This is a genomic window from Cobetia sp. 10Alg 146 (assembly GCF_029846385.1).
In the GTDB taxonomy this organism is placed as follows: Bacteria; Pseudomonadota; Gammaproteobacteria; order Pseudomonadales; family Halomonadaceae; genus Cobetia; species Cobetia marina.
The window spans coordinates 104,209-130,094 of record NZ_JARWKT010000008.1 but is presented as its reverse complement, the minus strand read 5'-3'; the positions used below and the strand labels follow the sequence as shown (position 1 = coordinate 130,094).

At 57.9% G+C, this 25,886-nt stretch carries 22 protein-coding genes; 5 read left to right on the top strand and 17 right to left on the bottom strand.

Annotation, left to right across the window (positions count from 1 at the left end; genetic code table 11):
• Positions 1 to 20: 20 nt before the first annotated feature.
• Positions 21 to 1,559 carry an MFS transporter gene (locus QD172_RS14255; protein WP_279856101.1) on the bottom strand — a complete coding sequence of 513 codons (1,539 nt, stop codon included), beginning with the start codon at positions 1,557 to 1,559 and terminating at the stop codon, positions 21 to 23.
• Positions 1,560 to 1,683: 124 nt separating this feature from the next.
• Here QD172_RS14255 and QD172_RS14250 point away from each other — a divergent pair, with 124 nt between their 5' ends.
• On the top strand, positions 1,684 to 2,433 hold the full coding sequence (locus QD172_RS14250; protein WP_279856100.1) for an IclR family transcriptional regulator: 750 nt from the start codon (positions 1,684 to 1,686) through the stop codon (positions 2,431 to 2,433).
• 150 nt (positions 2,434 to 2,583) lie between these two features.
• Here the strand turns inward: QD172_RS14250 and QD172_RS14245 are convergent, their stop codons facing one another.
• Positions 2,584 to 3,279: a haloacid dehalogenase type II gene (locus QD172_RS14245; protein ID WP_279856099.1), complete on the bottom strand. Its 696-nt coding sequence runs from the start codon at positions 3,277 to 3,279 to the stop codon at positions 2,584 to 2,586.
• A 289-nt stretch (positions 3,280 to 3,568) separates the two neighbouring features.
• On the bottom strand, positions 3,569 to 4,087 hold the full coding sequence (locus QD172_RS14240; protein ID WP_077373992.1) for a lactoylglutathione lyase family protein: 519 nt from the start codon (positions 4,085 to 4,087) through the stop codon (positions 3,569 to 3,571).
• Between the two features lie 221 nt (positions 4,088 to 4,308).
• Here QD172_RS14240 and QD172_RS14235 point away from each other — a divergent pair, with 221 nt between their 5' ends.
• A complete protein-coding gene (locus QD172_RS14235; protein WP_077373989.1) occupies positions 4,309 to 5,184 on the top strand; it encodes a LysR family transcriptional regulator in 876 nt (291 codons plus the stop codon).
• A gap of 26 nt (positions 5,185 to 5,210) precedes the next feature.
• Here QD172_RS14235 and QD172_RS14230 read toward each other — a convergent pair whose 3' ends face one another.
• The 5 genes from QD172_RS14230 to QD172_RS14210 all read right to left on the bottom strand — a co-directional run bounded on the left by QD172_RS14230 (position 5,211) and on the right by QD172_RS14210 (position 9,371).
• On the bottom strand, positions 5,211 to 6,179 hold the full coding sequence (locus tag QD172_RS14230) for a LysR substrate-binding domain-containing protein (RefSeq protein WP_279856098.1): 969 nt from the start codon (positions 6,177 to 6,179) through the stop codon (positions 5,211 to 5,213).
• Positions 6,180 to 6,413: 234 nt separating this feature from the next.
• Positions 6,414 to 6,890: a GFA family protein gene (locus QD172_RS14225; protein WP_279856097.1), complete on the bottom strand. Its 477-nt coding sequence runs from the start codon at positions 6,888 to 6,890 to the stop codon at positions 6,414 to 6,416.
• Between the two features lie 124 nt (positions 6,891 to 7,014).
• On the bottom strand, positions 7,015 to 7,341 hold the full coding sequence (locus QD172_RS14220) for a gamma-glutamylcyclotransferase (protein ID WP_279856096.1): 327 nt from the start codon (positions 7,339 to 7,341) through the stop codon (positions 7,015 to 7,017).
• Between the two features lie 261 nt (positions 7,342 to 7,602).
• A complete protein-coding gene (locus tag QD172_RS14215; RefSeq protein ID WP_271303273.1) occupies positions 7,603 to 8,202 on the bottom strand; it encodes an HD domain-containing protein in 600 nt (199 codons plus the stop codon).
• Positions 8,202 to 9,371 (bottom strand): TauD/TfdA family dioxygenase, encoded by a 1,170-nt coding sequence (locus tag QD172_RS14210; protein WP_279856094.1) that lies wholly within the window; start codon positions 9,369 to 9,371, stop codon positions 8,202 to 8,204. The genes QD172_RS14215 and QD172_RS14210 overlap by 1 nt, the downstream gene beginning before the upstream one ends.
• Positions 9,372 to 10,009: 638 nt before the next feature.
• Here QD172_RS14210 and QD172_RS14205 point away from each other — a divergent pair.
• Both QD172_RS14205 and QD172_RS14200 read left to right on the top strand, forming a co-directional pair.
• The gene (locus QD172_RS14205; protein WP_279856093.1) at positions 10,010 to 11,338 is read left to right on the top strand and encodes a maltoporin; all 1,329 of its coding nucleotides are present in this window, start codon (positions 10,010 to 10,012) and stop codon (positions 11,336 to 11,338) included.
• A gap of 135 nt (positions 11,339 to 11,473) precedes the next feature.
• Positions 11,474 to 12,568 carry a MalM family protein gene (locus tag QD172_RS14200; protein ID WP_279856092.1) on the top strand — a complete coding sequence of 365 codons (1,095 nt, stop codon included), beginning with the start codon at positions 11,474 to 11,476 and terminating at the stop codon, positions 12,566 to 12,568.
• A 1,099-nt stretch (positions 12,569 to 13,667) separates the two neighbouring features.
• On the opposite strand, the gene QD172_RS14195 is transcribed toward QD172_RS14200, so the two are convergent.
• On the bottom strand, positions 13,668 to 13,847 hold the full coding sequence (locus QD172_RS14195) for a hypothetical protein (RefSeq protein ID WP_279856091.1): 180 nt from the start codon (positions 13,845 to 13,847) through the stop codon (positions 13,668 to 13,670).
• A gap of 239 nt (positions 13,848 to 14,086) precedes the next feature.
• Complete coding sequence (gene betT / locus QD172_RS14190; RefSeq protein ID WP_279856090.1) at positions 14,087 to 16,213, bottom strand: choline BCCT transporter BetT; 2,127 nt, start codon at positions 16,211 to 16,213, stop codon at positions 14,087 to 14,089.
• Positions 16,214 to 16,641: 428 nt separating this feature from the next.
• Here betT and QD172_RS14185 point away from each other — a divergent pair, with 428 nt between their 5' ends.
• Complete coding sequence (locus QD172_RS14185; RefSeq protein ID WP_279856089.1) at positions 16,642 to 17,571, top strand: LysR substrate-binding domain-containing protein; 930 nt, start codon at positions 16,642 to 16,644, stop codon at positions 17,569 to 17,571.
• Positions 17,572 to 17,858: 287 nt separating this feature from the next.
• Here the strand turns inward: QD172_RS14185 and QD172_RS14180 are convergent, their stop codons facing one another.
• The 7 genes from QD172_RS14180 to QD172_RS14150 form a co-directional block, all read right to left on the bottom strand.
• A complete protein-coding gene (locus QD172_RS14180; RefSeq protein ID WP_279856088.1) occupies positions 17,859 to 19,631 on the bottom strand; it encodes a GMC family oxidoreductase in 1,773 nt (590 codons plus the stop codon).
• A gap of 13 nt (positions 19,632 to 19,644) precedes the next feature.
• Positions 19,645 to 21,033 (bottom strand): cytochrome c, encoded by a 1,389-nt coding sequence (locus tag QD172_RS14175; RefSeq protein WP_279856138.1) that lies wholly within the window; start codon positions 21,031 to 21,033, stop codon positions 19,645 to 19,647.
• Positions 21,034 to 21,166: 133 nt separating this feature from the next.
• Positions 21,167 to 21,892, bottom strand: a complete 726-nt coding sequence (locus QD172_RS14170) for a gluconate 2-dehydrogenase subunit 3 family protein (RefSeq protein ID WP_136938576.1) — start codon at positions 21,890 to 21,892, stop codon at positions 21,167 to 21,169.
• Between the two features lie 866 nt (positions 21,893 to 22,758).
• A complete protein-coding gene (locus QD172_RS14165) occupies positions 22,759 to 22,944 on the bottom strand; it encodes a DUF2188 domain-containing protein (RefSeq protein WP_279856087.1) in 186 nt (61 codons plus the stop codon).
• A gap of 377 nt (positions 22,945 to 23,321) precedes the next feature.
• Positions 23,322 to 24,332 carry a methylenetetrahydrofolate reductase gene (locus QD172_RS14160; RefSeq protein WP_279856086.1) on the bottom strand — a complete coding sequence of 337 codons (1,011 nt, stop codon included), beginning with the start codon at positions 24,330 to 24,332 and terminating at the stop codon, positions 23,322 to 23,324.
• Positions 24,329 to 24,793 carry a methylenetetrahydrofolate reductase C-terminal domain-containing protein gene (locus QD172_RS14155; RefSeq protein ID WP_279856085.1) on the bottom strand — a complete coding sequence of 155 codons (465 nt, stop codon included), beginning with the start codon at positions 24,791 to 24,793 and terminating at the stop codon, positions 24,329 to 24,331. Before QD172_RS14155 ends, QD172_RS14160 begins: the two co-directional genes overlap by 4 nt.
• Positions 24,794 to 24,945: 152 nt before the next feature.
• Entirely contained in the window at positions 24,946 to 25,827 is an 882-nt protein-coding gene (locus QD172_RS14150) for a LysR family transcriptional regulator (protein ID WP_279856084.1), read from the bottom strand.
• Positions 25,828 to 25,886: the final 59 nt, after the last annotated feature.

The following is a 25,886-nucleotide window of genomic DNA, read 5'->3' as shown; positions in this document are numbered from 1 at the left end:
CAGTATCGTGTTCTCGCTTTTCAGGTCGCAGGAGAGTGGGTGTGCTGGCGGGCGGCAGGTGCCGGTTGCGGCGGGTAGGCGCGCACCGGCAACACCATGACCAGCACCAGCAGGGCCACCACGAAGGGAATGATGGCGAGGTAGGCATCCGCGTAGCTCATCACCGCGGCCTGCTCGGAGAGGCGCGTGGCGATATCGCGCGCGGCGTCCAGCGGGATGAGGCCGGCAGGCTGATTGCCCTGCAGGCCCAGCGCCTCGCTCAGACGGGTCGAATGCAGGGCATCACGCTGGATGATGAAGCTGCCATAGACGGTGGCGGCCACCACCGTGAACAGCGCCCGCAGCGAGTTGACCATCGCGGTGGCGAAGGGGCCGTCCAGCGGACTGATGGCGCCGGTGGCATTCATCAAGAGCGGCACGACCACCATCGGTTGGCCCAGGGTATTGAGCACCTCGATGAGCAGGAAGTTGTCACGGTTCCAGTCGCTGGTGAGCTGCGAGCCCAGCAGGCAGCTGATCAGGATCAACCCCAGACCCGTGGCCATCACATAGCGGCTGTCGACGCTCCTGCGGTTGATCAGTGTCGCCACCAGCGGTGCCAGCACGAGCTGCGGCAGAGCCATGGTCAGCATCACCGGGAACAGCTGCATGGGGCGATAGCCCTGTACCTCGCCCAGGAAGGCGGCGGGAATGGTGCCGGCGGCCAGGGTCAGGAACATGAAGGTACACAGGGTGAGAATGCCGAAGGCGAAGTTGCGATGGGCCAGGAGCTGCAGCTTGTAGAGCGGCAACGGGTGGAACCATTCATGGATCAGGAAGGCGGCGAAGGCCAGTCCGCCCGTGCCCAGCAGGGCGATGATCACGGGGGAGTTGCCCCAGTCGAGACGCTCGCCCTGGGTCATGCCGGCCACCAGAGCACAGAGACCGGTGACGCCAAGCAGGGCGCCGAGCCAGTCGAACTGCTTGAGGCGCTCCAGCTTGAGCGGGTCCTGTGGCAGGCCCCAGGACACCAGCGCCGCCGCGATGAGACACATCGGCGCGGTTTCCCAGAACACCAGATTCCAGTCGCCCAGGTCGCCATAGAGCGCGGCCAGCGGTGCCGACAGATAAGGGCCGAAGGTGGCCGTCATCGCATAGGCCGACAGGCCATAGAGCTTGCTGTGCCACGGCAGAAAGCGCAGCGCCGACATCATCAGCAGCGGCAGGATGCTGCCGGATGCCAGCCCCTGGGCAACGCGCAGCCCCGCCATCAACGGGAAGCTCTCGGCCAGTGGCACCAGAAGCGAGAACACCGCCAGTGACAGGCAGGCACCGATGGCGAAGCGGCGCAGGCTGAAGGTGACGGCCAACCAGCCGGCCAGCAGCATCATCGAGACTTCAGCGGCGCTGTAGAGGGTGGTCAGCCAACTGCCTTCATCATGGGAAAAGCCGAAATGACCGATCACATCCGTCAGCACCGTCTGAGTGACTCGCTCGCCGACACCGGACATCAGCGAGGCGAGCAGGATACCCACGAGGCCGAGAGCGATTCGTAGATTGAAGGGTTGAGCAGCAGCCACTGGCAGGTTCTCGCGTCTGACGGAAAGGACAGGAAGATATCGTGGTGGGTGTTTCGTTATGCGGTACACTGTACCATTCAGTGGTTTTGTTGAGCAAGTAGTTAGCTTGTTAAGGAGATGTGACTTGACCACACGTGAAGGCGGTGGCGTACAGGTCGTGGCCAGGGTCGCGGCGATTCTCAAGAGCCTGGAAGGCAATGAGCGGGGCATGAGTCTGGGGGAGATCGCGCAGCGCAGTGAGCTGCCGCGCTCCACCGTCAAGCGGCTGGTGGACGCGCTGGCGCAGGAGGATCTGCTGGAGATTCACGGGCATGGCGGTATCCGGCTGGGGTCTGCCTTGATGCGACTGGCGCGGCATAGCCAGCTCGACATCACCACGCACGCCAAGTCATTTCTGGAAGCCTTGAGTGTCACCACCGAGGAGACGGTGGTGCTCTGCAGCCTGAGCGGCAACGAGTTGCTGATACTGCACTCCGTATTGTCCCCGCAGCCCCTGCGGGTATCGCCGATGGCCGGCAATTTCCTCTCACTGCACGCGACGTCCAGTGGCAAGGTCCTGCTGGCACACCTGCAGGACGCGCAGGTCAAGCACTTGCTGGGAACCGCGCTCACGGCCTACACGGACAAGACCGCGAACATGCCCGAGCTGCTCGAGCAGCTGGCGGAGATTCGTCGCTGTGGATACGCGTACGACGCCGGTGAGCACACCCGCGGGGTCGCGGCCATCGCCACGGGTCTCGAGACCAGTCAGGGGCATTACGCCATCTCGGTTCTGGGCCCAGAGTGGCGCATTGCCAGCCGGCATGCCGAGATCAAGACGGCCCTCGGCCAGACCCGTGACGAGATGCTCAAGACGTTCCGGTCACTGGAGTGAAGGCATCGACAAGAGGCAGGGGGCAGAAGAAGGCTGCAGATCACCAGGGAGGTGGAGGTGAGGCGGGGGGAAGAGGTAAATCAGACACGCCACGGGCCTTGAGTAGGCGCCGTGGCGTGTCTGTCATGCGGCTTTCACCGGCGGGGGAGATCAGGCGTGTCGGGTGGCGATCAGGTGATCGGCCAGGGTCATCAACTCATCGGCCACATGGTCCGGTGTCGGGACATTGCTTGCCGGCAGCACGGCATTGTGCGGACGCGTCAGGAGTGCACCCTGCATGCCGGCTGCCTGGGCGCCGATGGTATCCCAGACGTGACAGGCGACCATGCACATGTCATCGAGCTTGACCTCGAGTTGCTCGGCCACGTGCTGATAGGTCGCGGGCGCCGGCTTGAACTGTTCCACGGCTCCGACACTGAAGTGCTGCTCGAAGGCCTCGCTGATGCCGGCCTTTTCCAACGGTGTCGGTGAGGCACCGGCGGGAGAGTTGGTCAGAGTCACCAGACGGAAACCGGCCTGCTTCAAGCGCTCGAGCGCCGGTGCGACGTCGGGGTGAGCCGGCATCTCGGCCATGCGCGACTTGAGCTCATCGATATCGCTGTCCTTGAGCGTGACCTGATGGATATCGGCGACCATCTTCAGGACACCCACGCCAAGCTCACCGAAGGGGGTATAGCGATGCGCAAGCGTCAGGGTCTGGGAATACAGCACCAGTTGCGCGAACCATTCACGCAGCACGCCTTCATCGCCGAAGACGCGCCCGAACAGAGGTGAAAGGGTGGTGATGTCGAGCAGGGTCTCGTTGACGTCGAATACCAGAACGGAGACGGGCTTTGGGGTGGACATGAACACTCCTGGACAGACTGGGTGTGGGGTGTGGGTCTGGGGAGGCAGTACAGCGGATGTCGGTGAAAGGAGTATCCCTGCATTGCTGGTCCGGTAGCGCCCATCGATTGCCTACCAGCTTACGCAAATTTGAATGATTGCTCAACAATCGGCAGGAGGCGACCGTGATGGGGCCTGGCCATGACGAAAAAAGCCCCTTGCCCCCTGATGACAGGGGGCAAGGGGCGCTGGTTCGATGCACGCATGCGCCGGTCATCGACTCATTCGTGCATCGCTGCCTGGGGCTTGATCAGTCGTTCTGATAGGCACCGGCGGCATAGGTCATTTCATAGCTGTGGCTGTAGACCTCGAGGATGTTGCCGAACGGGTCTTCCATGTAGACCATGCGGAACGGCTTCTCACCCGGGAAGTACTCGCGTACCGGCATGCGCTGCTTGCCGCCGGCGGCCACGATGCGTTCGGCCAGCCCTTCGACGTCCGGGTCCTGAACGCAGAAGTGGAAGATGCCGGTCTTCCAGTACTCGAAGTTGTTCTCCGGCGTCTCGTGGTTCGGGAATTCGAAGATCTCGACCCCGATACGATCACCGGTGGACAGGTGGGCGATGCGGAAACTGCCCCAACCCGGACCGAAGACATCGCTGCACATCACGCCGATGGCGGAGTCGTCTTCGGTGATGGTGGTCGGCTCCATCACCACGTACCACCCCAGTACCTCGGTATAGAACTTGACGGCGGCTTCGACATCACCGACGGACAGGCCGATGTGGGAGAAGGTGCGCGGATACGGTGTGTGCTTTTCGCTGCTCATGATTCACCTCGTGAAGGGAGTCGTGAAGGGAATTGGCTCAGTCACTGTCTGCGTGACGTTGGATGCCATCTTGGGCGTCATGAGCAATAATGAAAACTACGTAGCTGTTATGATAGTGATAAGAGTTCGTTATGGCGGGCCGGCGTAGTCGCCGATCAGGACTGCCTGCTGTCAGGCCAGACACGTCCCGGGCGCCATGACTGTCGCAACGAGGAGCCGACATGCTGCAACCCCAGTGGTTACGTACCTTCCGCACTCTGGTGAGTGTCGGCAATTTCACGCGCACCGCAGAGCAGCTCGATCTGACCCAGGCCGCTGTCAGCCAGCATGTGCGACATCTGGAAACCCAGCTGGGCAAGCTGTTGATTCGACATCCTCGCAAGCTCGAGCTGACACCGGCCGGCCATGCGTTGCTGGATTACGCGCGCGAGATGGAGACGGCGGAGCAGCGCCTGGCCCAGCGCCTGGCCGGCAATGAAGACAGTCACGGGGATATTCGGCTGATCACGCCGGGCAGCATCGGACTGGCGCTTTACCCCCGCTTGCTGGCGCTGCAGCAGGCGTCACCCGGTCTCAATATCCATCATCGCTTCGCCCCCACGCGCGAAGTGGTGGAGTCAGTGCTTGAGAATCGCTTCGAGCTGGGCATCGTCACCCAGAAGCCGGATGACCCGCGCCTGAGCGTGACGGAGCTGACCCGCGAGCCACTTGAGCTGGTGGTGCCGGCGGGTGTCGAGATCCATGACTGGCGCGATCTCGAGACGTTGGGCTTCATCGATCATCCCGATGGCCAGGACATGGCGTCACGACTGCTCAGTCGGCGTTTCCCGGGCAATCCGGGGGTTCGCTCATTGCCGCGCAGTGGCTCCACCAATCAGATCAGCCTGATTCTGGAACCGGTGGCCTGCGGGCTGGGCTTCAGTGTCGTGCCTCGCCATGCCCGTGAGGCCTTCCAGAATCCTCAGGCCATCAAGGTGGTGGCACCCGCAGACGGGGATGTCGAGGTGGTGGATACGCTGTGGTGGATTACACGGGCGGAGTGGCCGCTGTCAGCGCGCGCCAGACGGGTACAGCGCGATCTTCAGGCCGGTCTCTGAGAGCTGATGAGTGAGGAGGGCGGGCGTCAGGCATCAGGCAATGTCAGGCCTGAGAATTCGCGCATCAACCAGCGGGTGATGGGCTGGATCACGGCGCTGTTGGGATGGCGGACACTCATGCGATAGCCATGACGGTCACGCGAGATATGCGGCGTCAGGGCGATCAGCGAGCCGTTGTCGAGCAGGTCCTGAATGACGTGGCTCCAGCCCAGCGCGACCCCCTGATGGTTGACGGCGGCGTTCAGCGTCAGCGGGAAGTTGTTGAAGGGAAAGGCCTTGTCGAGACGTGGTACCGGCAGTCCCGCATGACGACACCAGGTGGCCCAGTCCAGCCAGCGGCTATCGCGCATGTCCAGATGCAGCAGCGTGATGCGCGACAGCGCCTCGGCATCCAACCCCTTCTCCAGCCCATGACGCCGCGCGTAATCCGGGGAGCAGACAGGAAAGGCGCGCTCCGCGACCACCAGCGTATCGCGATGATCGCCCGTCAGCGGCGGGCCGAAGCGGATCGCGATATCGGCCTGCTGCATCTGCGGGTCTTCATCGCGATCGATCGGCAGCAGCGTGAAGTGACACTCCGGAAAGGTCTGCTCCAACCGCTCCAGCCGCGGGCGCAGCCAGACGTGGGCGAAACCGGCACCCGCGGCAATGGTGATGCGCGGTGTCGGCTTGTGCACCTTGCGACGTGCTTCCGTGACGGCGCTGCAGACCTGGCCAAGTCCGCCTGCCAGTTCGGCATGGAAGCTCTCGCCGTAGTGGTTGAGGATCAGCCTGCCGCCCTGGCGATCGAACAGCGGATGGCCCAGGTGCTCCTCCAGCGCGCGGATGCGCTGGGAGATGGTGGGCTGGGTGGTATCCAGCTCATTGGCCGCAGCCGTCATCGAGCCCAGGCGAACCGTCACGTCAAAGGCGACCAGCCCGCGCAGGGAGGGCAGGTCATCCAGGCTACTGGCGGTATCGTCTGGCGCAGGGGAGCGTGTCTTTCGGGCCGGCACGGGAGTCCTCGCTGTGATGCACTGTCACGGCGACCCTGTCCTGGAATATCCGGGCCTGCGAGAGGCTTCACGCCGTACACCGCGGATATCAGGCAAGAGCGCCGCCTTGTATAGGCGGCACTTATACGCGACGCAGCGAGTGACATCAACGCTCAGCCCGGCGAATCAGGGCGCGAGGTCGCACCTGATCCTGACCAGGGTCGCACCTGTTCCTGTTGGAGGGCGTCCCTGAGCTTACTGAGTGCCGCGCTCGGCAATTCGCGCATGCCAGGCCGCGATGCTCTCGTTGGGATACTCGGCGTGATGGGCATCACGCGCCTCGTGCGCGACTTCCACCCAATTGGCCTTGCTGTCGAGCATGATGTGGACATGCTCCGGTGGCACGGGCAGCGGGGTGTCTATCGCCCCCGCCTGCGGGTGGATCAGTTCTGGCCAGCGGGCATCGTAGAGCCACAGTGCACTGCCGCAGTGCTTGCAGAAATGACGTTCCGCCGGGCTTTCGACCCCGTCGATCACCGCGTGATAGATCGAGATGTGCTCGCGGCCTTCCACCTTGAGGGTGCCGGCGTCGCCCGCCAGGTTGATCGCATGGCCGCCGCTGCCTGCCGTCTTGCGACAGATCGAGCAGTAGCAGCGCTGGTACGGGTAGGGATGCGGCGACTCAAGCTGGAATGTGACGGCCTTGCAGTGGCACGAACCTTCAAGCTGCATGAGAAATTCTCCTTGTGATGCCTGGGCGAGGGCGCTGGCGAGGCTGGGGCCGAGAGGGTGACGCGATCCAGAGGCAGGGGGATCGCTCTGTCACTTGTCGCTCTACCTGCCCGGCAGGAGATTCTCACATCGCCAGCGCATAGACATAGACCTCGAGCTCACGATTGTCGTCGAGAATGACGGTGGTGACGCGACGCTGATAGATGGGGCCCTCGAAGTCATCGAGAGCGTCCCAATGCTCGGGCAGCTGCGGTGAGGAAAAGACGTGACCGCGTATCACCTGCCCCGTGTTGTCGACCACCAGCCCGGGGAAGTTGTGCTCGGTACCCTGATCGCTGTTCTCGAGTCGGCCCCGCAGATAGGCCGGGCACCATTCGCCATCGATGTTGGCGATGACATGTTCGTTGAGTCCGCCTGGCCCCAGCGGGCCATAGATGAAGAGGTGTTCCATGTGTCTGCCTGTCGGGTCGGGGAGGGGGAATGCGTCTCAAGGAGCGAGACTGCCGCATCATCAGGGACAGTCTTCATGGATACTTGCCTTGCCCCACGATGATGAAGGCTGAGTGGCGAGGTTCAACCCCCTGTTGGCGTGGTGCGCTCAACGCAACGCCCACAAACCACATTGCCCCCACTGGGCGAGCCAGTGGGGGCAATGGTCAAGCACAGGAGTGGAGCAGGTCAGGCGCGATTCATGCGCCCGCCATCCACACGTTCAGACGCGGCTGTCGAAACCGCCGGCGGGCTCTTCGCCGATCACGTCCGGATCGAAGGGCTTGCGTGCGAAGACGCGACGCAGAGCCGGCTCGAAGTGCTCCAGCGGCGGGGTCGGATAGTCCGGATCGAAGGCCGCCTGATCATAACGCTCGCAGAAATCCACACACTTCTGATACCAGGGGTGATCCTTGTAGATCTCGCGCTCGTTGCGGTCCTCGCCGTAGAAGTGACCGTAGTAGAACTTCTGGAACAGTCCATGGTGGTGGATGATCCAGGTCACTTCGGCACGCACATAGGGGCGCACGATGGAAGCGGCCAGCTGCGAGTGATTGTAGGGCGCCAGCTCGTCACCCAGGTCATGCAGGAGGGTCGCGACGACGAGATCATCATCGCCACCGTCGGCTTCGGCACGTGCCGCTGACTGCAGGGAGTGCTCCAGACGGCTGACCTTGTAGCCGCTCAGACCATCATCGAGCTTGCGCAGGGCAAGCTTGAGGCGCTCCACCAGCCCTTCATTGAACTGATCCTCAAGACGCTCGAGCAACGCATAGTCTTCTGCGGTGCCGTCCTTCATCTGGGTGAATGAAACCTGATCCATTACGCCATTTCCTCACGGTTTTCTTGTTGTGCCTGCTGCTGACGCTGACGCATCAGGGTCGTGGCGAAGCGCTCACGCGGGCCGTCGCTGTCCATGTAGCAGCCCTGCAGGTGACGATGCCCCTCATTGGTGTCGAACGCCGTACGGCCATGCAGCACGCGGGTGTTATCGAACATCATCAGCTCACCGGACTCGAGCTGGAAGCGAATCTCGTTGGCCGGGTCCTGGAACAGTTGTCCAAGACGCTGGCGGGCCTGATGGTAGCGGCGTGTGTTCTCCAGCGACATGTGCGGCAGATGATCAAGACGCGGGCTGTAGTTGACGCCGATCGGCTCACCATCGGCGCTCTCACGGATCACGCAGCGACGGGTGGTCAGCTCGGTACCGGCATCCAGGAAGCGGAAGCCCACCGGGGTGGTGCGCAGCAGTTCATAGCCTTCCGGCATCTCGGCCTTGAGCTGCTTGAGCGCATTCAGGCTGTCGACCAGCGTGGACAGGCCGCCAGTGGTCTCGTTGACCAGGCAATGCAGCATCTGGATGCCCGGCACCGGATCACGATACGGATTATCGGTGTGCGGTCCAAGTGCCACGCTGCGATAGGCCAGATCGTTGCCGGTCGGGCGCGAATACACCTCGAAGTAGCTGCCGAAGTTGGTGTCCTTCACGTAACCGAAGTGACCGGCCACTTCCAGAATGCGCTCCGGATCGGTCGGCACGTTCTGCACGATGATGTAGCCAAAGCGCAGATAGGCCTCCAGTGCCTTCTGGAAGTCCTCATTGTTGCCCATCTTCTCCCAGTCGACGCGCTGCGCCTGCTGATCGATGCCCGCATCCCAGCTCTCGGCCTTGGGGAACGGCGTGATGCCCTGCAGCTCATGCGCCAGCAGGGTGAGGTCATACACCTCGCAATGCCCGTCACTGAAAGTGAATTCCACGTGCGTCTCATCGACCGGGCGCGCCGCGGTCAACTCGAGATTGACGTCGATGGCATGCGAATCGAACAGACGCTGGGTGGTGACCTCATCGAGCTGCTCCGGGTCCTGGGTGCGCTCGCGCAGCCACAGCGGGCTGACCGGCTCGAGGCCTTCAGCAGTGATCAGGTTCAATGACAGCGGCGACTCGCTCAGGCTCAGCGGCAGCGCGTCAGACAGGGCATTGGTCAGGGACATGCAGGCATCTCTCCATTAGTACGGTTGTATATCGAGGCCATTATGGGAGGGAGGCATGTGACCTAAGTAGGGGGTGAGTGTTATCGGAGGGCATGCATTTTTCTTATGGTGCAAAGACAGTGAGCAGGAAAGGTTATAGCATGATCTGTTGGTATTAATTCGTGGCTATTTTGTTTGATTGCCCCATGACTTTAGCAGCCTTTGAATTTACCGAAAGGAATATTGGAATGAATTCGTGATTCAAGTGTTTTATCAATGCTTTATTGGACGCGCGCTATAACAATGGCATATGAGGTGCTCAATTTACGGCGGATGATCTTGAAATATGGATGTTGGTCATTTCACCCTTCAAGTTACGCTTTATGAGTGAGTTGATTCAAATAAATATCTGGTTTTTCCTGATGTTTATTGTTTGTCGATCTTGAACATTTGTGCCTTAAGTCGAATTTTTATAAAAATCCTTCTACAACTTTGGTCAATTTTTATAAAATGTCTGACAAAAGCGATGGATATACCTGACATGTTGGGGCAGGGTGTTGTGGTTCATGAAGCACCCTCCCTGCTCGTGAGCCAACGCCCCATGTTTCACAATAATAATCAGAGTCTACTCTGCCCAGCCGTTTGAAAGGATGATTATGTTGAACATTCATCAATACACAAGTCGCCCTCTGTTCTCAAATAATTCCAGTCCTCTTTCCATTGCTCTCAAGAGTAGAAAAAAATCATTGGCGAGCTTGGCGCCGCTTGCGCTAATTGCCATTTCGGCACCCGCCATGGCGGTAGATGTCGATTTCCATGGCTATGCGCGTTCTGGAATTGGCGGGACCCAGGGCGGTGGAGATCAGGCGTGTTTCCAGGCGGAAGGAGCAGGAGCAAAGTATCGTCTTGGTAATGAGTGCGAGACCTATGCGGAGCTTGGCTTGGGTTCCACACTCTATGAGCAGGATGACAAATCTTTCTATTTTGACAGCCTTATTGCTTATGTCAGTGATCAATCCAATGATTATGAGCAACTGGATAGTGATACTGATGATGATAATACAATTGCGTTGCGCGAGATTAATGTCAAAGCCAAGGGTGTGATTGAAGCAATACCGGAAGCTACCTTGTGGGCAGGCAAGCGTTTCTACCAGCGTCACGATATTCACATGAATGACTTTTATTACTGGGATGTTTCCGGGCCAGGTGGTGGTATTGAAAACATCGATGTAGGGCTGGGGGACCTTAGCCTGGCCTGGGTTCGTAATACCAGCACCGATGATGATTTCCCTGATGATGATCAGAACCTGGCAAATAACACTGTCGATATACGTCTAGCGAATATCGAGACCAATCGCGGTGGTACATTGGAAGTTGGGTATGATTACGGTGCTGCTACGCTGACCGAGCGTCAGGATGATGCAGGAATTGACCCGGAAAATGGCCATATGCTCACGCTGGAGCACACTCAGGGCCAATGGTTTGGCGGCTTCAACAAGATGGTCATGCAATATGCCACAGATGGATTGATTGCCACGACCGGACGCATTGATACGGCCAGTGCTGCCCCAGAAGGACATATGTGGCGCTTCATTGATCATGGCTTGATCAATCTGACTCCGAATATCGACATGCTCTACGCTGCCATTTATGAGAAACGCACGCTGGATGATGACCGAGGGCAGACTTGGATATCGAGCGGAGTGCGGCCGACGTATTACTGGACGGACACTATGAGCACCGCTGTAGAGCTTGGTTACGATCGCGTCAGCTTTGATGATTCCGGGCGTGACGATGCCCATCTGACCAAGCTGACGTTGGCGCAGCAATGGCAAGCCGGGCGCGGTGCCATGGCGCGTCCCGTTATCCGTGCTTTCGTGACGTATGCCAACTGGAATGGCGATGACTACAACGCTGCCAGTGAGTCGGTAGAAGACGGAGATGATGATGGTTTGACGTACGGAATGCAGATCGAAGCCTGGTGGTAGTCAGTCTTTCCCTATCTGGTGCCTGCGGATGGGCATCACATGGCAAACAACTTTCCCCATCATTCTCATGCCTGGTGACCGACAGGAGAGACGATGATGGGGATTTCTGCTTCATGTTCCGTATGAGGAATCATTATGTCTCGTGACATGCGTACCTTGGATACCTCTCTCGCCGAGAGCTTTTCCAGAATGAAATTGGGCGTCAGCATACGAAATCTCAGCACGGCCTTGACCGGTGCCGTCTTGATTGGTGCGGTGCTGAGTGGTTGTGCGACCGGGGGACAGGGATACCTTCTCGGTGATCAGCCCACGGCAGTGGCCGTCAGTCGTGCTGATGCTCAGTGGCTGAGCACGACATCAGCGTGCTGCAGCAACCTGATGCAATTGCCTGTGCAAGCGGTGAGCAGTCAGGAAACACGCACGCTTGAGTTCACTCGGGATACGCCGGTGTTTGATTTTTCCACCGGTAAAAGCCCATTCCAGGCTTTGATGTTGCCACGTGGGCAGGGACCGCTCACATTGCGCCTGGAAAGTGATGTCATCCGCAGTGAACAGGGGCTGTTGAGTGTCTTCGTGCCCCAGGTCCTTGTGCTTGATGAACAGGGGGCAGTGCATCGCCGTATTGCTGCACAAGAGATGGTATATCAACCAGCACGGGGACTATCACCGGATCGCCTGAGTGGCAGCATTACTGTGACTCCCGAAGTGGATGGCCAGCGAGTCGTCATCGCGACGACAGCCGCAGCACTCGATACAACGACGGAAATCCTGCACCCCGCTCGTGCTCAGGCTCGTGCAAGGAATCTGGCCGAGCCGCAGGTAGAGAATGCCAAGGCCCGGCATGCACTGACAGGACATGTGAGGGTGAGGATTTCTCGCTTGAGTGACAGTCAAGGACTGTTGATGCCGCTGATGAGTTCGGGCACTGGCCACTCACACCAGCAGGAAGTTGTGGAACATGCACAGACCCCCGACTGGGGCGAAGAACGCAATGTGGGCGTCCACAATGTCGTTGGCGGAAGTGGCACTGGAGAGAATGGCGTAGACCTTGATGCGACTTCCAGAAGCAAGGTTGTAGATAGCACTGCGGACTTTGACTTCAAGCGCATGATTCGTGCAGCACTAACGGCAGGAGATATCTCGCTCGCACTTGAGTTGGCCGAGCGCGCGGAACAGGCGGGAGAGCAAGGCACACGCCAATGGCTGGCCGATAAGCTGCGCACCAGATAGGCGTAGTCGTGGACTATTTGAGGCAGCCTTCTCGCCGGCAAACGCAGCTTCTGATTAGCAGGATGAACGAGAACAGGACTCTGCATACTGAGATCTGGATAATAAAGACTGTTTCGATAGATCTCCCATGGAACAGCCAGGCAGCTTTGAGGGGGCGGGGAGCCACGCCTCCTGAAGGGTATGGGCAAATGTCGCTGCCTGGCTAGCATCGGTGGTGTGATGCTCGAAGCCCTCAACCCTTGGTCACGGACTCATTAGAGAGTCGCTTCACAAGGTGTTGCTCTAGAAAGTCTATGCCAGTGGCTATTCGGGGATTCTTGAAGCGTGGTTCGGTAAACACTAAATGTATCGACACAACCGGTGGTCAGTAGTCTAGGAGGGCACGCTTCAAGATTTCACCTGACATCTGCCGAGTGTAAAATCTATCATACCGTATATTGCCAATGCGTAAGGCAGTATCAAAATTATTGTCGGAGAAATTGATAAAGCCGTCATCAAGTTTGACGCGAATAATTCAGCATTATCGAAATCGTTTGGACATTCCCGGAATCTTCTGGCAAGCATGAGCGGAATCCATATGATACGAGTCTCGCTGGAAAGGATGAAACTCAATAGACTCATGGCAGTAAAGATTTAGACAATCGGTTGTGATTGACACTGTTTTCATATTTTTATCAAGATGAACTGATTGTAGATACACATTGATGAGATGGATGTTGTTGACTTTCCTTGACGGTTTTTGTGGCGTATCAAACATGCAAAGCATGTTTTCGTTGGTATGATATAGACCATTTTTTATGATAGCTTCATTGACGATTATACTATCATATTTCAAAGTTAATGAGATGCATGTTGTCGAGTGCCAATGATGATATGATTGCAAACATGCAAGAAGTTTTGAGAGTTATCAATTGATGATGCAGCAAATGAAATTCACTTTATTGGATACCAATGAGACAAAAAAGGCCATCGTGATCGAGTCACTGTACTGGTAGTGGATGGTGATATGCAGGATCAAATATTGATATCTACAATATCGTCAGTTCTTGTTGTAGTTACGCTGATTCTGAATCCAATCTGCGCAAGGAGAGCTGGTATTTCAACAGCTTGCAATTCTTCTGGTTTCTTGAATGGTCTTGTTTTCTAGCTGGTAAAGCAGCCGATATTCGGGGAAGTCAATTGCTGCATGTTCTGGGGCTTCTGCCGGATTCAACTTGGCTGTTACGTCCAGGAAAGAGCCGAAGGACAGGCTGTCTGATACATGATAGGCCTTGTTCAATCCACTATCCTCGGTGATAGTAGTGATACTGTTTCAGGCGTAGAACCATTAACATGACATCAATCAGCGACGCCACCGGGATTATCTCTATCACGCTCAGGAATGACAGCATGGAGATGGGCATCGAGGTAGCTGACATTCGGCCACTGAAAACGATACGGGCACCCTGATCAGGGTGCCCGTATCGTTTTCATGCCAGTAGCGTTGTCAGTGAAAGACGCTTGATGGAGTCGCGGATATCAGGTGCGTCCTGCCAGTGGTGCCGAGGGAGGTTGCGCACCCGGCACCGGTTGCTGGGAGGCGTCATCGACCGGCTCATTTATCATGTGCCCCCCGGGGATATTGGCCAGGTTGAGGGTGGCATCGACCTGGCTGAGGAACTGCAAGTGGCGCTGATATTCATTCAGCACGTCATGGATAACCTGATTACGAGTGAAGCCATTGAGGTCCTGACCGATGCCGCCTTCGGCGAGATGCACATCCAGCCGTAGATAGTAGTCGTCGTCTGCGGGCAGGAAGCTCGGGGTACGCATGCGGCATGGACGCACCTGATACAGGAAGCTGGGGGCGCCGGGAAAATCAACCTGCAGGGTCGGGCACCCGCCCTCGACCTCTTCACTGTCGCGGTCCGTGACCGAGGCTTGGTGGCCATGTGCCTGCAGTTCGCTAGCGAGCAGTTGCAGGGCTGGACGCACGGAATGCTTGAGTAGACTGTCAGCCCCATGTCGCGTCGAGCCATCAAGGGTACGGGTGAGCCGCTCACGCCAATCCCCCCCTTCGCCACTGATGACAGAGACCAGCTGGCGGGCCTCGGCTTTCTCACTTTCAATGTTCAGCGCGCGATACATACTGATCATCACCAAGAAGATGACGAAAGAAAAGGGAAGCGCCGTGATCACGGCAACGCTTTGCAGGGTCTTGAGCCCGCCTGCCATCAGCAGCGCGATAGTGATCACTCCAATGAGGACGGACCACAAGATGCGCAGTCGAATGGGAGCATCGTGATTCACGTCACGCAGCACGTAGGTGAAATTGGCGAGCACGAGTGCTCCGGAATCCGCCGATGTCACGAAAAACACGATACTTAGCAGTGTCAGCAGGCTCGCAGTAAAACCGACACCGGGCAATTGCTCAAGGAAGGTGTAGATGCTGGTCTGAGGCGTGTTGAGCGCCTGCTCCCCCAACTCCACAGCACCGGATTGCACCAATTCGATGGCGGAGTTGCCGAAGACACTCATCATGATCATGACGAAGGACAACGGAATGAAAAGGGCGCCAGCCACGAACTGGCGAATGGTACGACCGCGAGAAATTCGCGCCAGGAACAGACCCACGAACGGGGCCCAGGAAATCCAGAATCCCCAGAAGAAGACGGTCCAGCTGTTGAACCAGGATTGCTTGTCGGGGGCGTAGGCATAGGTTTCGAAGCTCAACCCCAGATAGGCGGTGGCATAGTCCCCAACATTGGTGACCAGTGCATTGAGCAGGTGTAGCGTGGGCCCCTGGAGTAACACGAACAGCACCAGCCCTCCGACTAATAGCAGATTCAGTTCTGACAGGCGGCGAATGCCTTTCTCGACACCGGTTATCACAGACATTGTGCCCAGTACGATGACCATGATGATGATCAGAATCTGGGGGACCAGCCCCTCACCGATGCCGAATAGATAGTTCAGCCCGTAGTTCATCTGCATCACGCCGATCCCGAGTGCAGTGGCGATCCCGAATACCGTCGCCAAAACCCCCGTGATGTCTACTGCATTGCCAATGGGGCCATAGATTCGCTTGCCGAGCAGTGGGAAGAGCGTCGAGCGAATTGCCAATGGCAGCCGATGACGATAGCTGAAATAGGCCAGCGCCATTCCCATCACCACAAAGACTCCCCAGCCGGAAATCCCCCAGTGCATGAAGGTCTGCACGATGGCACGACGTTGCGTCTCTTCTGTCGTCCCTGAGCCACCTGGCGGTGTCAGAAAGTGCGACAGTGGCTCGGATACCACGAAAAAGAGGATCGCGCCGCCGATACCTGCGGCGAACAGCATGGCTGCCCAGGAGAGTGTCGAGAACTCCGGGCGCGAGTGGTCAGGCCCCAGCCGTATGCGCCCGAAACGTGACATGCCAATCCCGGCCACGAAGATGACATAAAGTGTGACGGCCAGCATGTAATACCAACCGAAGGTATTGCCTATCCAGTCAAGGCAATACCCGAAGAAGGCGGTGGCCTGCTCCGTGAAGCCCATGGCATACGCCACAAGCAGTACGATGGCGATCAGTGAATAGCGAAAGACCGCGTGGTTGAGATGATTGCTTGAATCCGTTTGAGATGCATCATGCGTCGCAAGATGCGCTACATCCTTTGGTGTCATGCTCAATCTCAAGCTCCTGCGATAATGGGGAGGGAGTCGATGCGACAATTATTTTAGAGTTGCCGTGTCAGCCGGAAAGGGCAGTCCAGGCATGGGGGCGCTGCTTGCAATAGGGATCTGGCGGGAATACGTGCACTCGCAGGCGGCATGCCTCAAGGCCTGATGGTGCAGGCAAACTGGAGACGACGTCGCTACCCAGGCATGGGGGGAGGCAGCGCTGTAGCAGGCCGTAATCGGATGTGATGCAGGAAATGAGGGGCTAAACGAGTCATAGGCTCTATGCATTACATTTGATTATGGAATATGGCGAAACGACGTCTTCTGAGAGGACCGGGTCATCACAAGATATTATGCAAGTCGCGAGTCTCCATGAGCGGCATGAATCTGTAAACTGGCCCATTGTTAATCAGAGGGTATTACCTGAACTTATGGCAAACATCGGTCGTCATGTGTCACCCAACCTGTTGCGTGTTTTCGAGGTGGCTGCACGTCATCATGCTTTCACGCACGCTGCTCAGGAATTGCGCTCAACCCAATCTGCCGTCAGCCAGCAGATTCGAGCGCTCGAAGATGCGTTGGGGGTGGCGCTCTTCAAACGAGTGCATCGTGGGGTTCGCTTGACGAAAGCAGGTGAGCAGCTGTTCCAGAGCGTGCAGGAGGGGTTTGCTGTCATCGAGAGAAGCATCAGTGACATTCAGCAACTGACGACGTCCCCGGCTCTCAATATCTTGACCGATTTCGCCTTTGCCAGTGCGTGGCTGATGCCAAATCTGCCCGAGTTCCGACGGCTCAATCCGGGCATTGACGTTCACTGCATGACCAATCAGGGCGTGCTCGATCATTCGATGCAGGAGATCGACGTTGCGCTGTTATTCTGCGGTGAAGAGGACCGACGGCCTCGGCTATTGCGCGAGCGGGTCTTTCCCATCTGTAGCCCTGACTTTCTGGCGCGCCATGGGCCCATTGAGCAACCTGAGCAGCTATGCCAGCTTCCGCTGCTGACCTTGACGGCCGCACACGGACAGGTCTGGATGGATTGGCCAGCGTATTTCATGGCCCATGGGATCGGCCATGTCTCCGGGCAGCGTGAGCTGGTCATGAACAACTACCCACTTCTGTTGCAAGCTGCAGCTGCGGGGCAAGGCATGGCGTTGGGATGGGATGGGTTATGTGATGAGGCCCTATCCTCTGGGCGTCTGGTGGCGCTTCGTGACTTTTGTCATGACACACGCCACGGGTACGCATTGATCGAGGTCAATCCCACCGAACCTTCTCCGGCCAAGCAGGCGTTGATTGACTGGATCACCGCTCGGTTTGGTGATCCCGATGCTGTTACACAGGTAGCCTTAGACAAGTGATACAAGAGTGAGCCGTCTGCACGAAACCCGCTGTGGAAGTTGCTGTGCGAGATACGTAGCCCTGTTGGGGTATTAACGCTTCCAGGGGGGGCCTCAGGCGTGTGACACCTTCCTCGGCAGCGCTGGAGGGCGTCGAGGATGTCATGGAAAGAGAGCTTGTCGTTTTTCTACGTCTGGCCATTCTGCCCCTGAAGACGCACCAGGCGTAGTGGCATCGAGTGACATGTCACGATGAGGTTGGTACATCTCATCGGACACAGGGTATGGGGTGTCGTGGCGTGGGGCAGTCAACTGCGTGACATCAGAGGCCCCGGATTATCAAGATAGCGTTCTCGAATATGCTGTGCCGACCAATAGGTGAGGGCTGCGACCGTCCCCGTGGGGTTGTGTTGCATATTCTGTGGGAAGGCACTGGCCCCCATGACGAAGAGGTTATGCGCATCCCAGTGCTGTAGATATCGATTGAGGACCGATGTCTTGGGGTCTGTCCCCATGATGGCGCCACCGGTTATGTGGGTTGATTGATAGCTCGAAGGATCAAAGTGATCGCCTCGCTGTTTGACACTCTCGGTATGGTAGTCCGGCTGTAACTGGGCGACGATTTCACGCATCCGCTCTGCCATGAATTCCGTCATTCGTAGGTCGTTATCTTTCCAGTCATAGGTCATGCGCAGCAAGGGATCACCATGCGGATCCTTGTACGTGGGATCCAGATCCAGGTAGACGTCTCGATAGGACATGTTCGTTCCGGTCGTGCCCAGCATCATGTGATGTCCGTAGTGCTCGCGTACCTGCTTTTTCCATTCACTGCCCCACTGCGGCGTTCCCGGAGGCGTGCGCAGTGCACCGATAGCGCCTCCCGGACCTTGGGTGGTATAGATGTAGGAGCCTCCAATGAAACCGTGTTGCTCGGTATCGAAGGTATCGGGGCTGAAGTCATCAATTACCTGTCCACTGCCACCAGCCGAGATGAAGGGGTTGAATTGATGATCCTTGAAGTAAAGATCCATGGAGCCCGTGATCTGGTAGGAGAAGTTGCGTCCCACCACCCCGGTGTTGCTTTCCGGGTCATAGGGTTTTCCAATCTCGGACAACAGCAACAAGCGGACATTGGATAAGGGAAATGAGGCAAGAATGACCATGCCCGCAGGCTGAAAGACCTCATTGCCATCAGCATCGCGATAGATGACCCCTTTGACCGTGTCATCTTCCTCGTGCTTCACGATACGTGTGACTTCACAGCCCGTCCGATACGCGAAGTTCTCGCGTTGCTTGAGTGCATCAAGCGTGCAGGTCTGTGGGGATGCCTTGGAATAGTTGAGGCATCCGTAGTTGCTGCAAAAGCCGCAGAAGTTGCAGGGACCCAATTGCATGCCGTAAGGGTTGGTCCAGGCGCCTGATACATTGGCAGAAGGGTAGGGATAAGGGTGCCAGCCCAGTGCCTTGGTCGCCTTGGTGAACAAGGTATCCGTCAGGGTTCTCGGCAAGGGAGGGAGCGGGAACGGGTTCTTGCGCGGCCCTTCGAAGGGGTTCCCCCCTTCAATCATTTCCCCTTGGATATTGCCAGCCTGACCGGATAAGCCTGCGACCTTTTCGAAGAAGTCATAGTGAGGTTCCAGCTCGTCATAGCTGACGCCATAGTCCTGAATGGTCATGTCTTCAGGCAGAAACCCGGGTGAAAAGGTGCGATCGGCAAAGCTCTTGAGTGCCAGTTCGTTTGGTGTGGCGCGATACAGCACACCTGTCCAATGCGAACCTGCACCGCCCACGCCATCACCGGGATGGAAGGTAGTCCAATGACGCTGGGGAACGGCCTGCTCCTGGCGATTGCGTCGTATCGTGACAGTGCTCTGACGTGGGCGCTGCATCATCTTGAGGCGTACGCCGTACTTGAGCTCATCGGCAGGCTTGGGATACAGGAAGTCTTCTTTGCTCCGATCTTCCCCGCGCTCAAGCGCCAGCACGTTCAATCCAGCGCTCGTCATTTCCAGGCCCATGATGGACCCGGTCCAGCCAAGACCAATGATGACGACATCGACGTCTGGTTGTGTAACGGACATGTCGTGATTCCTTTCAGTTCGACAGAGGAGTGGACGTGGCGCCTTCGGGCGCGTGGCCTAGGGAGTCTGGTCGGCCTTGTTGCGCATGATTGGCAGGCCCGTGTGCCTGCCTCACTTCCGCCACCTGCTCAGGAGTCACCCTGGAGGCGTCATTGCTCCAGCTCTGTCGGACAAAACTTGCCAGGCTGGCGGCTTCCTCGTTGCTCAAGCGCCAATCAAAGCCCGGCATTTGCAAGCGTTCCGGGCGTTTTGGCGTCGACGGCAACTGTGCGCCATACAGAATGGTACTGATCAGGGCTGTCGGATTGTCAGCGTTGACCTGGGTGTTACCGGAAAGCGGGGGGAAGACGCTATCGGCCCCTCTGCCATTGGCGAAATGACAAGCATTGCAGTTGTCCAGATACAGACGAGCCCCCTCGTCCAGGGAAGTCGCGCTCGTCAGTTGCCGTGTCGTGGCATCCGGTGCTGTGTGGGAAGGTGGCGTCGATGCGGGGGCGGACAAGGCACGTTGCTTGTCCGTGGCGCCCAGAGTCGTCAGATAGGCAGCGATGGACGTCAAATCTGCCTCAGTGAGGTGAGACGTGCTGTGCTGAATGACAGAGGTCATTTCGCCGCCAGTCGCGGCGTGGCGATTGCGCCCAGTGGCCAGATAATCGATGACATCGCCTTCCGACCAATCGCGTAATCCTGATGCGTCGCCCCCACGCAGAGAAGGTACCTGCCACTCGTTCAGCTCAGTTCCCGCCAGGTACTCGTCGCCGTCCTGGTCGTTGAGCGCTTTTTCCTGCATGAACAGACCGCGGGGCGTATGACAACTGCCGCAATGTCCCGCACCTTGCACCAGATAGCGCCCACGCTCCAACAGTTGCTGTCGATCACCTGAGAGATCACTGGAATGATTGGCGGAAGAGGTATTCGATACCTCATCGACGAACAGCCAGTTCCAGAACCGAATCGCCCAGCGCTGATTGAAGGGGAAGCTGAGAGAGGTCTCCGGTGCGGGTTCGGTGACAGGGGCTACTCCCTCCATGAAATAGGCATACAGTGCTTTGATATCGTAGTCACTCAGGCTGGCGTAAGACGGGTACGGCATTGCCGGGTACAGATAACTGCCATCTGCACGTATCCCTTGTCGCAGAGCAGCGGCGAAATCCTGCTCACGATATTCCCCGATCCCTGCCTTGGGCGCTGGCGTAATATTGGTGGCGTAGATGGTACCGAAGGGGCTCTCGATGGGGCGTCCCCCTGCGTACGCGTCACTCGCGCCCTCACGGGTGTGGCACGCCATGCAATCTGCTGCTCGGGCCAGGTAGGCGCCGCGCTTGACCCGTTCGGCGCTCGCCGTGGTATCCGAGTCGATATGGGGCTGATGTGCGGTGGGCCTGTGGCCCTGTACCGTCATCGCCACACCTGCGGCACTGATGGTAGCCACTGCGAGAACCCAGCCTATTGGCCGTTTCAAATAAGGGGGCATCCTTTGCTCCTGTGACCCTGGTTCCTGTGGGCGGTGGTATCTGGCGGTGAGGCAGGAACGATCAACCGCGTTTGCCCGCCAGGCTCACCGGGCCGAGCGGGTAGGGGACATCATGTTGTGTGACCCACTCACGGAAGCTGGCGCGAGCGCCAGTGAATCCCAGCATCTTCCAGCCGACCATGTCCCGGTTTCCGCCATACATGGGATCCGAGAGATACCCTTCACGCGTGTTTTGCAACAGAAACGCAAAGAAGGTGTTCGAGGGCAGGTCTTCGACACCGGCAGCGGCGAAGTCAGCTTTCCCGTTTTCCAGTTCGGACAGCAAGGCATCCTGTTGATCTGGCGCGAGATCGATGAACTCCTTCCCTGTTTGTTGCCTTGCATGGTGGCGGGCGCCCTGGATACCCAGGCGATAAAGCGCCGCGGGAGTATGGGGAAGTTGATAGCCGAAGACCGGATCGGCGTCTGGATGAAAGGGACCTTGCATGTACCAGTCGCTTGCCTTGCCGTAATCGCCGCTCAGTTCCTTGTCGATGAAGACGGGCACGTTGGCCGTCAAGGCGCCGGCACCATGGTCATCTTCGGGGATCAGGCGATCGGTGGCGGCGAGAAGAAATTGCCATTCTTCGTCATTGAAAAACACCGGGGTGTATTGCGGTAGCGGCGGAGCTGCCGCATCAGATGTCTGGCTGAACAGCAGGCCCGGCGCCAAGGTAACCGCAGGGATGACGGTCAATGAGTTCCGCATGAACTCACGACGCTTTTGACCTTCGGGATTGAGCGACATCTTGTCTCCTTGAGCGCGAGTGACGGTGAATCGTTTGGCATCTCAGCGAGTGTTCAGGTGCGATATCTGTCTTGCGCCTTCGGGCGAGGGAGCAGCACATGACGCTTCATATCGCTTCCCTTTGATGCCATTCCGTTCATGGGCTGCCGATGCCAAGGGAATGCAGGGCGTATCTCAGTATGCTGTGCTGCAATATTAGAGTAACAACATGAGACGTTGTGTTTGAGAGGAAGAGGTGAAAGAGAGGTGTGACGCGGCGTTGCGTTTACCGGTCTGCTTACCTCCGGGTCTACTTTCAGGCAGGTGGCGCCAAGTGCTGTGCTTCCGGGATTCTGGTCATCCATGCGGTGGATTAGATCGCCGCTGTCCTCGCAGTGGCACATGATCTAGAAATGTCGTTCCCGCTCTCGTGAATCCAGATGGGAAGCTGTCAGTCTGGGGGGCGGGGGGGCAAAGGACTTGCGAAGACGTTCCCCGGTTCGCATTAGAGGTTGCGGGCACCGTTACCATATTGGATCGCCCGGTTGGAGAAGATCGCCAGAGAGTAATACCGATGGCAAGACCTTATCGCCAGAGAAACACCGAACTCAGGCGCTGGAAGGCCGATGTCATCAGCGTAAGCGAGTGAAAATACAATTAAAATATGTCTACTTTCTTGAGATAGGATGAGGCAATCATTAGCGCTGAGAGATCGGGGGGATCATGAAGTTGGCTAGCTGACCCATGAAGTGTGAGAATCGACCACTAGGTTATGACGCGTGTCGTCAATGAGTCTGCTGCCGAGGTACTGAGCGATGAGCACCCATTGTGCAGGGGTGCCGGTATACGGGGGAAGAAAGCAAGCGAAGGAGAATGAGAAGAATAGGCTACTTATTATCACTAGTATTGACATTTGTTCGAATAACAAGATCCGCCTTCAGCATCTTGGCAACTTCTCGTGCATAGGCAATGGCGGCCTTTTGCGAGGTGAAGAGTTGAGTCGGATGATTGCGTTCTTCACTCTTGACTAGCCATATACCAGACTTGGCGATTACAAAGACGGTGCGAAACATGGTGGTCCCTTATATAAAAGAGAACACCTTACATTGCCGAACCGAAAAATAATATAAGAAGATTGCCTATCTCCCGATGTATGACTTCCACTACCACAGAAGTATTTTCGGCATCATGGCTGGCGTGAAAAAAAAGTGATAGTAATGGTTAGTGAATTATGAATATTAATATCTGCATGGAAAAGAGCACGCCGCAAGTGGTGACATGTAAAAACATTTTCAACTGGTAATGTCCGTTTTATCACAAGCAGGAATGTCAGTTGGGCGCGATCCCCGTTGGCTGCGGTAAGCGAAAAGCCTGCGGCAGCTTGGCAAAAGGTGTCTTGCTGCACACGTTAGGGGGCGCCGTTATCACTGTTATCGCCGTCAGGGGCAGCTCACCAGGCGTAACTGTCGTTTGAGACGGGAGAAGATGGCGGGGTGCTTCTTCCCTGCAAGATGCCTGCACGCTGGATGATTTCCGGCACAAGCGCTTCTTGACGATGCGCCATGATATGTACACCACTCACACCCTCGATCTCACGCAGCTGCTGGATCATCTCGATGCAGAGATCACGGCCCTCCGCCTTCTGGTCCTTGGCGCTCTTGAGGCGTTTGATCACGTCGTCCGGGATATGTACGCCGGGGACATGGCGGCGCATCCATTCGGCGGTACGTGCCGAGGCCAGCGGGCCGACACCGGGCAGGATGAAGCATTTCTCCACCAGGCCCAGATCACGAGCGTGATGCATGAAGTCCTGAAAGCGTGGGAGGTCGAAACAGTACTGTGTCTGGATGAACTGAGCCCCGGCGGCGATCTTCTTGGCCAGACGATGAGGGCGAAACGCGAAAGGCGGGGCAAAGGGATTGGCGGCGGCACCCAGAAATACCTGGGGGGCAGAGGTCAGTGATCGCCCGCTGGCAAAGGCGTGCTTGTCACGCAGTCCGGCGACGATTTCCAGCAGCGACAGGGAGTCGAGGTCGAACACCGGCTTGGCCTCGGGATGATCCCCGACCTGCACGCCATCCCCGGTCAGACACAGCAGGTTGCGGAGGCCCAGCGCTGCAGCGCCCAGCACATCGCCTTGGATGGCGATGCGGTTTCTGTCACGGCATGAGATCTGCATCACCGTTTCATGGCCTTCACGGGCCAGCAGGGCACACATCGCCACGCTCGACATGTGGCAGTTGGCGCCCGAGCCATCGGTGGCGTTCATGGCATCCACATGGTTGGCAAACAGCTGCGCGCGTGCATGCACCTCCTGTGGGTCGGCCGAGTCGGGCGGTGCCAGCTCGGCAGTGACGGCAAACTGACCACTCCTGAGTACTCGCTCCAAGTGACCGACGTTGCCATCGCGCTCGGTAGGTGGCGGTTGGGTGTTGTCCGGGATAGTGAGTCTGGAGGTCATTTCAGGCTCTCTCGACGTTCAGCGGCTTGTCGGGCCACGCGCAGCCAGGATGAAGTGCCCTGCAGGCGGTGGTCCACCGGCAGCTGAACGATCTGGATCGCATCGCTGCCCTTCATCCGCTGGTTGCCCTCCCAGGCTTCTACCCAGACGCAGCGCTTGTCAGGCTCGACTTCACAGTTGCCGTTTTGCATGACACCGCCGCAGGGGCCGTTGCGCAGGTGCTTGGGGCAGTTCATGGAGCAGGACATGCCGGTCGAGCTCAGAATGCACTGGCCACACATCTGACAGTCAAACAGCAAGCCCTTGCAAGCTTGCTCCAGCTTGGCGACGGGCTTCTCGGCGCGTGCGTAACCGATGGACTTCCACAGCGGCTGCAGTTTGATGATCACCGGCTCGACAGCCTGATAGGTGAGCTCCAGCAGTCGCGCGTGACGTGCGGCCCACAGACGAATCGAATACAAGGATGTCTCCTGTCAAAACCTGGCGGGGGTAACGCCCTGAGCGTTTCAAAGCGTTATCTTCGCATGGCCGCCACCCGAGTCGACATCCCATGAGCGACAGCGTCACGATTGAAAGGCGCAGGCCAAGGCTCAGGCGACGGGGCAGGAAGGGCTCATCGCTCGGCGCTGAGGCTTTCAATGATGAAGCTCTCCATGGCCTGTGCCGCCGGCGACAAGCTGGCGCCTTTGCGGCGAATCAGGCCCACTTCGCGACTGACCCGCGGTTCAGCGAGCTCAATGAACCGCAGGCGCTCATATTCCTGCGGAAACGCCAGGCGTGGCAGCGTCGTGATCCCCATCCCGGCGACCAGCGTGGCTGTCAGCGAAATCATGTTGGAGATATACAAGCCGTGCATCTCAAGCAGTGACTCAGCCGCTGTGCCCTGCAACAGCCGCGAGGTGCCATTGCCGATCAGGGATTCGGTCTCCAGTGCTTGCCATGTCAGGGTCTGTCGCTCGGCAAAGGGGTGATCGTCACGGCATACCACGCCGACTTCGTCATGAAACAACGGATGAAAGCGCAGTTCTTCCTCTACCCCCCACAAGCTGGTGATGCCGATATCGACCTGACCGCTGATGACTTGCTCGCGCACGAAATCGGCGTTGCCATCATGAAGGCCGACCTTTATCCCCGGATAGCGACTGACGAACTCGGAGAGCAGTTTCGGCATCAGTCGGCTGGCCACTGACGGCACCACTGCCATGTCCAGTTGGCCTGCCTCCTTGGCGGCGCGCGCCTGTAGTTCCCGGCTCAGACGATCATGCTGATTGATCAGCTCCCGAAAGCGCGGCACGCAGTAGCTGCCATAGGGTGTCAGAGTCGCCTTGGCACCCTTCTCGAACAGCGCCTCCCCCAGGCGGTTTTCCAGCTCGCGGATGGCCATCGACAGGGCAGGCTGCGTGCGATGCAGATAACGAGAGGCAGCGTGAAAACCGCCGTGATCCACCACTGCCAGGACATAGCGCAGCGGCGTGATCTTCAGCTCTGCGACCATCGCGTCGATCCTCTTCAGAGTGGTAAGGGAAATTTATCATAGGGTATTTATTATTGATT